The 8,668-nt window shown below is 60.8% G+C and carries 7 protein-coding genes and 1 pseudogene; 3 read left to right on the plus strand and 5 right to left on the minus strand.

Features of this window, described 5'->3' with window-relative positions:
• The 3 genes and pseudogenes from EN884_RS15495 to EN884_RS15505 all read left to right on the plus strand — a co-directional run.
• Positions 1–546 (plus strand): annotated as a pseudogene (locus EN884_RS15495) (hypothetical protein); the annotation flags it as partial.
• Between the two features lie 16 nt (positions 547–562).
• Positions 563–1,825 carry a polysaccharide biosynthesis/export family protein gene (locus tag EN884_RS15500; RefSeq protein WP_063167489.1) on the plus strand — a complete coding sequence of 421 codons (1,263 nt, stop codon included), beginning with the start codon at positions 563–565 and terminating at the stop codon, positions 1,823–1,825.
• A 110-nt stretch (positions 1,826–1,935) separates the two neighbouring features.
• Positions 1,936–2,628: a class I SAM-dependent methyltransferase gene (locus EN884_RS15505; protein WP_164745784.1), complete on the plus strand. Its 693-nt coding sequence runs from the start codon at positions 1,936–1,938 to the stop codon at positions 2,626–2,628.
• 59 nt (positions 2,629–2,687) lie between these two features.
• On the opposite strand, the gene EN884_RS15510 is transcribed toward EN884_RS15505, so the two are convergent.
• The 5 genes from EN884_RS15510 to EN884_RS15530 form a co-directional block, all read right to left on the minus strand.
• Complete coding sequence (locus tag EN884_RS15510) at positions 2,688–2,954, minus strand: acyl carrier protein (RefSeq protein ID WP_013533122.1); 267 nt, start codon at positions 2,952–2,954, stop codon at positions 2,688–2,690.
• A 39-nt stretch (positions 2,955–2,993) separates the two neighbouring features.
• Positions 2,994–4,547, minus strand: a complete 1,554-nt coding sequence (locus EN884_RS15515; protein WP_063167488.1) for a class I adenylate-forming enzyme family protein — start codon at positions 4,545–4,547, stop codon at positions 2,994–2,996.
• Complete coding sequence (gene asnB, locus EN884_RS15520; protein ID WP_063167487.1) at positions 4,544–6,565, minus strand: asparagine synthase (glutamine-hydrolyzing); 2,022 nt, start codon at positions 6,563–6,565, stop codon at positions 4,544–4,546. Before asnB ends, EN884_RS15515 begins: the two co-directional genes overlap by 4 nt.
• Before the next feature lie 3 nt (positions 6,566–6,568).
• Positions 6,569–7,549, minus strand: coding sequence for an NAD(+) synthase (gene nadE / locus EN884_RS15525; protein ID WP_272482884.1), 981 nt, complete (start codon positions 7,547–7,549; stop codon positions 6,569–6,571).
• Positions 7,549–8,668, minus strand: a 1,120-nt coding sequence (locus EN884_RS15530) for a thioesterase domain-containing protein (protein ID WP_245491935.1), incomplete at its 5' end; no start/stop codon positions are given. The genes nadE and EN884_RS15530, both read right to left, overlap by 1 nt.

Consider the following 8,668-nt stretch of genomic DNA (forward strand, 5'->3'; position numbering starts at 1 on the left):
AATCTGGTCGACGGCACCGAACAGCGAGCCATTTTCGCAGTCGACGGGACCCTGCGCCAAACGTGGAAGGATCATCATCGGCCCGGCCATGGCGATTTGACTCTCGATGCGGATGGCAGCGAAATTTACGTCGGAACCAGCAAATCCGCTCCGGACAAATATCAGGTGATCAAGCGTCGGTTGTCCGATGGAAAGGTCACGTCGCTCACGAAGTACGGTGAGGCCGAGCATACGTCGCTGCGTGCTTTGGACAGGCCCGAATGGGCGTTTATAAGTTACGGGGGCAATCCCGATGAGGTTCGGAGCCACCCGGACTGGGCGCCATACACGCGCGAAGTGATCGCGCTGCGTGTCGACGGTCGTCAGGAGGTGCGACGCATCGTGCAGACGCGAAACGCTCCGTTCGACTATTGGAGCGAGACACATGCCTCACCCTCCCCTGATGGGTCGCAAGTGATCTGGTCGAGCAATTGGGGGGTGCCTGGTGGGCCGGTCTACGAATTCGTCGCCCATCTCGATTGGCCGCAGCAGCCGGGCCTGAATTAAAGGGAGATTGCCATCGATGGCCTTCGTTAGCCGAATTTTCTTTGCAGCCCTTGCCGGTTGCCTGGCCCTGGATATCGCAGCCGCGGCTGAAGCGCCGGTGGCCTATAAGCTGTCGCCCGGCGATACGGTGGAGATAGGAATAGCCTCCATAGCGGAGCGAACGCAACGCGCGATCGTGCAAATGGATGGCTCGATCGCGCTGCCCGAGTTCGGGATGATCCCGGTTGGCGGGCTGACGCCGGCAGAATTGCAGACGCGCATGGAGGCGGTGCTGCCAACCAAGATAGTCCATCAGCGCCTACCTGATGGACGGGAGCAAATGATCGTCATCAAGCCGAGCGACGTCACGGCCGTGATCGCGGAGTACCGTCCGATCTATGTGACTGGCGATGTGCTGACACCAGGGCAGCAGACTTACCGGCCACTCATGACTGTCCGACAGGCAATTGCCGTCGCCGGCGGTTTTAGTCTCCTGCGGTCTCGGGCAAGCCAAAGCGGACCTGATCCCGTTGATCTGCGACGCGACTACGAGTCGATCTGGGGGGACTACATCAGGGACTACTTTCATGGCGCGCGCATCCGCGCCGAACTTCAGAACCAGGCAGAATTTGACATGCAACCGCCGCAAGGCTCGCCCCTGTCGAATGCATTGATATCGGCGGTCGCGCAGGCGGAAGCGGAGGGCCTCAAGATTTCGCTGAACAATTTTCAGCAGGAGCAAAGCTATCTCGACAAGACCGCCAAGGATGCCGAGGCTCAGGTCGAGGTTCTGCTCAAGCGCGAGCAGACGGAAGCGGCCGCGGTGAAACAGGATGAGGACGATCTTGCGCGGGTCACCAAATCGTTCGAATCGGGCAACCTGACCAACAGCAGGCTCGCCGACGTCAGGCGTGCCGTGCTGATGTCGTCGAGCCGGGCGCTCGAGACCTCAGTCGAACTGATGAGAACGCGGCGCCAGCAGGAAGACTCCGTCAGGCAGCAGGAACGCAATGAAAATCAAAGAAGGATCGGCCTTCTGAACGAATTGAGGGACACCGACCTTCGCCTCGCCGAGACCACTGCAAGGCTCCACGCAGCCAGCCAGAAGCTTCAGCCATCAGGGGCGTCCGCGCTTCCACTGCCCGTCGCCGGCGAAACCTTTCAGGCGCGGATCACAATAACCGGCGGGGCCGGCGACGCGTCAAGAGGTCGACCGGTCGACCAGGACACCGAGGTTGCGCCTGGAGACACCATCGAGGTGAGGTTCAGCAGCGAACTGCAGAGCGCGGCGATCCAGTAGTTGCGCGGACGTGAACCGAGCCGGGAACGACGTTGCTGATGGCTCGCCCATGGCATGAAGACCGGGCGCCTGAGAAATCAACATTGGGAAATCAAGAAAGCGGGTTTGCCGTGATTGGTGAAATAGATGTCGCCAGCGCCTACAGCACCGGCCGCACCGACTTCATGGGGCTGAAGTTGGTTGTCGCGCCCGGCGTGCTCGTCCCTCGCCCGGAGACGGAACTGCTCGGCAGCACCGCCCTCAATGTGCTTCGTGAACTTAACAGGCCGGTACCGCGTGTCGTGGACATGTGCTGCGGGGCGGGCAATCTCGCCTGCGCCATTGGATACAAGGTCCCCACCGCGCGCGTCTGGGCGAGCGATCTTACTGACAGCTGCGTCGAAACCACCTGCCGGAACGTTGCCCATCTTGGCCTGGCCGGACGTATTTCGGTGCTACAGGGCGACCTCTTCAATTCCTTCTCGGGTCTGGAGCTCGAAGGTACGATCGATCTGGTCGTCTGCAACCCGCCTTACATCTCGGAGAAGCGGCTCGAAAACGACCGCGCGCATCTGATGGAACTTGAACCCCGTGAGGCGTTCGCTGCCGGGCCTTACGGCCTGAGCATTCATATGCGGGTGATCAAGGAGGCGCAGCATTATCTGCGGCAAGGTGGCATGCTGCTTTTCGAGGTCGGGCTTGGCCAGGACCGGCAGGTCATGAGTTTGGTTGAGCGTTCCAAAGCCTATGAGAGCATTCGCACGGTTGCGAACAAAGCCGGTGAAGCCAGGGTGGTTTGTGCACGGGCCAAAGCGCCAGCGTGAGCCGCGCCATGGGTTTGCGCGCCCGGTTGGGACGACGCCCTCAAGCCGTAGCCCGGCGATCAGTTTTCCTTGCTGACCACGTAACGTGCAATTCCCTGGATGGAATCGAAATTCTCCGGCAGAAGTTCACTGTCCTCGACAGTGATGCCGAATGTCTCCTCGACGAATCCGATAACTTCAAGCACTCCAGTCGAGTCTATGATGCCCTGATCGAGCAACGACGTTTCAACTTCCAGCGCACGCGGGTCGGCTACGTAGAAGTTTGACGCCAGAAAGGCGCGGATTTGATCGCTGTAGGTGTCAATTCTGTTGTTCGTGCTCAGCATTGAATTGGCCTCCGATCCAAATAATTTCCGTAAATTGCTTTATGACAGCGCCATTTTCTTGAGCTTGCCCGTGTCCGTCATCGGCAGACTGGACACAATTTGGATGGACTTCGGAATCATGAAGTTTTCCAATCGCTTCTGACATTCCATCCGCAGCTGCTTTTCGCCCATGATCGTTCCTTGCTCCATGACGACAAACGCTTTCACTGCTTGCCCCAGCAGGTCATCAGGTACTCCGACAACCGCGGCTTCCCGTACTCCCGGGATTTCCATCAGCACGTTTTCGACTTCCCTAGGCGCCACCTTTTCTCCCCGCGATTTTATGATCTCATCGCTGCGGCCGACAAAATAGAGGTAGCCTTCCTCGTCCATTCGGCAGTAGTCGCCGGTGTACAGAACCTGCTCGCCGGGCAAAGGACCTGGCTTGAGCTTCTTCGCGGTAGCCTCCGGCTTACCCCAGTAGCCCTTCATGACCGTTGCCCCGCGGATGACCAACTGGCCGACGACATTGGGACCAACCCTTCGGTCATCCTCATCGACAATCCACATTTCGGTGTTCGGGATGGCGATCCCCACGCTCAACGGTTTTCGGGCAAGATCGTCCGGCGGAAGATAGGTGCAGCGTTTGCATTCGGTCAGGCCGTACATCGAATAGATGCGGGCGGCGGCAAACAGTTCCTGGAGCAGGCGAATGTGCTTAAGCGGCAGGGCTGCCGCCGTATTCGTGACATACCTTATGCTTGCAAAATCATTTGCCTTCAGCGTCCTGAGATCCGACAGCGCGGCAAAGATGGTCGGCACGCCGGGAAAGCCTGTAACTCTCTCCCTTTCGATGATCGCAAGTATCTGTGCGGGGAAGGCAAACGAGCGCTCGAGGACCAACCGCGCCCCGGTACGGAATGCCATTATCATCTGATAGAGGCCGTAGTCGAAGGCCAGGGGCAAGACATTGAGGATCACGTCGTCTTCGCCAAGCTCAAGGTACGAGGCGATAGACGTGCAGGCTGTCATCATGTTCCTGTGTGTCAGCATCACGCCTTTGGGTTCGCCGGTCGAGCCCGACGTGTAGATGATGGCTGCGAGATCGATATCGATGCGGCGGCGGGGCGGCGCTTTGCCGTGGCCGGCAGCCGCCTCATCCCAGCGCACGGCATGCGGCAATCCCCGGAGCTCGGCGTCGTCCACCTGACCGGAGACGATGAGCCGCCGCAGCGACGGACAGTTACGCGCCGGCTCAGCAAAGACCGGCTGCAAATGTTTGTCGGTGATCAATGCTGCCGGAAGGCAATCGTTGAGCAAATACCCCAGCTTGTCGCTCTTGGTGAGCGGATTGACGACGCACACAACGGCGCTCGCCTTGAGAACCGCCCAGAAGCTGACCACGGTCTCGACGGTGTTGTCGGCGAAGATCATAACGCGGTCACCGGGGGCGACCCCGGACGTGACGAGATGACGGGCGACCGCGCTGGAGCGTGTCTCAAGCTCGTCATAGGTGAGCCGGTGCTCGCCGCACACCAGCGCTATCTTGTCGCCGAGCCGTTCGGCCGAATGGCTGAGGTAATCGTCCAGCAGAGGTACGGCGCCATGCATCATACCAGCACCTCTTCCCTGTGCAGGTGATCGACGTCTATCCTGAGGTCGACCGCATGCGCGCTCGATGGGCGGCTAGCGACAAACTGCTGATGGAGGAGCTGCGTCGACAGCACGCCGACCAACGCCATGTTGTCCGAGTTGGACAGATCCCCATCGCCGGTCTTGGCAGCGCATTTGTCCAGCAGGCGCGCGACCGAGTTCGGATCAAAGACATTCGCCGCGCGCAGGGCAGTCTCGGAGAGTGCTTCGCGGACATAGGCGGGTGCGCCATCGCCCGTGAAGCAAAGTGCGTTGGGCGCCCGGTAGGGTTGCTTCTTGCGGGCCACGACTTCCGCGGGCACGATCGATTTCGCCACACGCTTCAGCACGTGTTTCTCATCCAGAATGCGCAGCTTGTAGTCGGGCGGGAGCGAATTCGCCAACGCCACGAGCCTGTCGTCCAGGAACGGGAAGCGCCCCTCGACAGAATGGGCCATCAGCATCCTGTCACCCTGCGAGGAGAGCAGGTAGCCCGACATCAGCGTCCTGATCTCAAGATACTGGTCCTGCGCGAGAGGACCCCATCGTGGAAACTCTTCGGGCAGGTGGCCAAGCAGGTCCGCCACCACGTCGTGACGCGCCGCTTCGGCATGCATGTCGGCCGAGAACAGCCGTTTGATGGCGCTGGTGGTGCGCCAGCGGGTGTCATGCGCGAAGCCGGGCGCGCCAAATGCATGGATACCGTGTCCGAAGAACTGGCGCGCCATCGCCTGCTGCTTGACGGGCGACCGGCTCAGATAGGGGTAGAGCCGTTCCAGCAGTCGCGCGCGTCGGGCGGATGCGGGCTGCCGCCCCCAGAAACGGCGGACCTTGCCTTCACGGAACAGGTCGTAGCCGGCAAACATCTCGTCGGCGCCCTCGCCGGTCAGGACGACCTTGATGCCATGTTCGCGCACCAGCCTCGAGAGAAGGAACAACGGCGCCGGCGCGGTCCTGAGAATCGGACACTCGGCGTGACGGATCACATCTGGGAAAACCTCGGCAATATCACCGCGCGAAACCATCACCTCGTGGTGCTCGCCGCCGCTCGCACTTGCAACCAGCCGCTGGTAACGGGTTTCATCATATTCGGCGTCAGCAAAACGCAACGAGAAGGTCTGGAATGGCGCGCCGGCGAAGCGCCTACCGAGCATGGCGACAAGTGAGCTGTCGAGCCCGCCGGAAAGGTAGCAGCCAACCGGCACATCCGCCTTGACCATTCTAAGCGCCGTCGCGGCCTGCAAGGCGCTACGCACTTCGTCCACCGCATCGTCCAGTGAGCCGGTGAAGGTGCCATGGGCCTGGTCCGCGATCTCGGGATAGCAAGGTTTCCAGAAAGCGTGCTCACGAACGCTGCCATTGTCGTAGATGCGTACATGGCCGGGGGTAAGTTCCTTCACTCCCTGAAATACGCCTTGCGGCGGTACGACCGTCCACAGCGTGAAAGTCTGGTCTATCCCCGCCGGATCGAAGGCCCGCGGTATCGCCGGGTCGGCTGCGAAAATGGCCTTCACTTCGCTGGCGAAGTGAAGGCGGCCAGCATGTTCGCACAAATGCAGCGGGCAGATGCCGAACCGGTCGCGCGACAGGACGAGGCGGCCTGTCAGCGAATCCCAGATGGCGAGTGCCCACTGCCCGTTTAGCCTCTCGAACGCGGCCACGCCCCAGGCGCGGTAGGCGTGCACGATGACCTCGGTATCGCTGCGGGTGCGGAAACGATGCCCCAGCGCCGTGAGTTGTTCACGCAGCTCGATGTAGTTGAAGATCTCGCCGTTGAACACGATCCAGGTGGTATCGCCGGTGTCGGCGAGGGGCTGCTGTCCGGTCGAGAGATCGATGACCGACAGACGGGTATGCGCCAGCCCCGCCCGCCTGTCGCGGTAAACGCCGCTCTCGTCCGGGCCTCGATGGGAGAGCGCGGCTGCCATTCGTAGAAGCGCGGCTCGTGAAGGAGGCTCCGCAGCCGCGTTCAGCGCCACAATTCCGGCGATACCGCACATGGGTCAATCCCTGTCCATCGCAGCGGACAGCTGCGGCCGTGCGTGAAGGTAGCGGGCGGCGCGGCGTTTGCTGACGATATCCTTATAGACCTTCTCGACCTGCTCGGCCGTCAGGCCGGCGGCGGCGGCAACCACGCCGGCCGAAATTCCGTGATTCATGCCGTAGAGGCACAAATCCATCAGCTGATAGGGCAAGGCGAAGTAGAACTCCTCCTGGGTTTGCGCCATGGAAAACGTGTCCGTGGTCGGCGGCCTCATTCGGACCTCCTCGTCAATCCCGAGATATTCCGCCAGCTGATAAACCTGGGTCTTGTAGAGATGGACGATCGGCATCACGTCGGCGACGCCGTCGCCCTGCTTGACGAAGAAGCCTTGGTCATATTCGAGCCGGTTTGGCGTGCCTGCCACTGCATAGTTGAGGCGGTCCGCATGATAGTATTCAGTCATCTTGCGAACCCGCTGCTTGTAGTTGGTTGCAGCGACGATCTGCAGGTAAGCCGCCGGCGAAAGACGCACGGTGTCGATCTTTCCGTCCGGATCCTCGACGGTGAGGCGCGTGATATTAAGGCCGCTGCTCTCCAGCACCGATGCCATGACCAGCTTGCATTTCCAGCCTTCGCCATATCCAGGGACGGCAGTTCGGATGGCCTCCATCTGTCGGGCGTAGGCACCGATGCCCTCGAGCGCCGGCTGGATATCTTCAAGGATTGTGTCGATGCCAAGCTGCCCGGCGACGCTGCGGCCAAGCCTCAGCGAGTCGCCGGATGAATCGCGCTCCGGCATGAACAGGCCCAGTACCTTGTCCCTGCCGAACGCGCGTGCGCAGACCGTTGCGACGACCGAACTGTCGATGCCTCCGGAGAGCCCGACAACCACTCCGCGGCGCCGTTGTGTGCCGAGAACCTGTTCGCGCAAGGTCTCGACGATGCGATCGATCTCCAGCCGGGCATCGAGCGCCAGCACACCGCTGCTGAATTCCCCGATCAGGTCGATGACACTGCCTCCCGTTTCTGTGACTCGATTGAAGAGTAGGTCTCAGTCACAGCGTTTTCGATGAGCGGGCGATTGATGGTCAGATGAGGCTCCACGACCATGTCGATGTGAGTGCCGGCGATCGGAATGACGTCCAGATGGACGAATGCCCGATCCCACCCAAGTGCAAGCGGCATTCCGGGCCGCGCGCAACGGAACAAGGTGCCGGTGATCGGCAGTATCGGCCTGGGTTCTGTGAGCCACTGGAAGAAGGCGCGCGCGCGCAGAACTTCCTGCAGTTCCAGTTTGGTTCTGAAGCTCGTCGGGTTGAACTGACCCTCGGCATAGCGATCGAGGAAGCTGGCAAGCCGGGATTCGCAGTGCATTTTGACCGCGACCTTGGCAAGCGCGCGGCATGCCACTCGACTAGCCGATATACGATTGGTTCGGATCCGGTGAAATGTCCGGGTAATCGTCTCCCAACGCTTGCTGCGTTCGCCAACCAGGCTGGTATCCAGAATGCCCGTGAACGCTACCGCTCGCCCTTGATCAAGCAGACGCGCGGCAACCTCAAAAGCAACCGCTCCTCCGAGCGAGTGACCAAGCAGGCGAACACAGCCGGTCGGCTGTACGCGGTTGATATGATCGATTGCAGCTTCGACCATTGCGGCGACGGTGTTCTGACCTTGCAGGATCATGCCCAGGGCCGGATATCTGATGGGAGACACCCTGGCGACCTTGCTTATTGCCGATGCGAACGAAGCAAGGCTCGGACCATAGCCGACCGACCCGGGGAAAAGGAAAAGCAGCGGAGGCTCGTGTTTCCAAGCGGGCGCGTGCTCGCCGCCTCCTTGAGCAGAAATGACCGCTGCAACCATCTCATCGAAGCTCATTCCAACCGTGAAGGCTTCCAATCCGAGCTCCTGCCCGATCGCGCTTTCGATTTCCATGACGCAGTGCAGCAGCTTCAGCGAATCTCCCCCCGCTTCATCCCAACAGCCCAGGGCGACCCGCGTCTTGAGGACCTTGGTCCAGGCACGCCGTACGATCTGATGAGCAGGAACTTCATGTCCCGCATGGGGTATTTGCGGTGGGGGCGTGGTTTCCCGAACCGAAAGGTCAATTGCAGCA

The sequence above is a fragment of the Mesorhizobium sp. M7A.F.Ca.AU.001.01.1.1 genome (assembly GCF_004022735.1).
GTDB lineage: Bacteria > Pseudomonadota > Alphaproteobacteria > Rhizobiales > Rhizobiaceae > Mesorhizobium > Mesorhizobium ciceri.

What these genes read in the sequence shown, in the direction of transcription:
- EN884_RS15500 (WP_063167489.1), top strand. Translation starts at nt 563, where the DNA reads ATGGCCTTCGTTAGCCGAATTTTCTTTGCAGCCCTTGCCGGTTGCCTG.
- EN884_RS15510 (WP_013533122.1), bottom strand. Translation starts at nt 2,954, where the DNA reads ATGCTGAGCACGAACAACAGAATTGACACCTACAGCGATCAAATCCGC.
- EN884_RS15515 (WP_063167488.1), bottom strand. Translation starts at nt 4,547, where the DNA reads ATGATGCATGGCGCCGTACCTCTGCTGGACGATTACCTCAGCCATTCG.
- asnB (WP_063167487.1), bottom strand. Translation starts at nt 6,565, where the DNA reads ATGTGCGGTATCGCCGGAATTGTGGCGCTGAACGCGGCTGCGGAGCCT.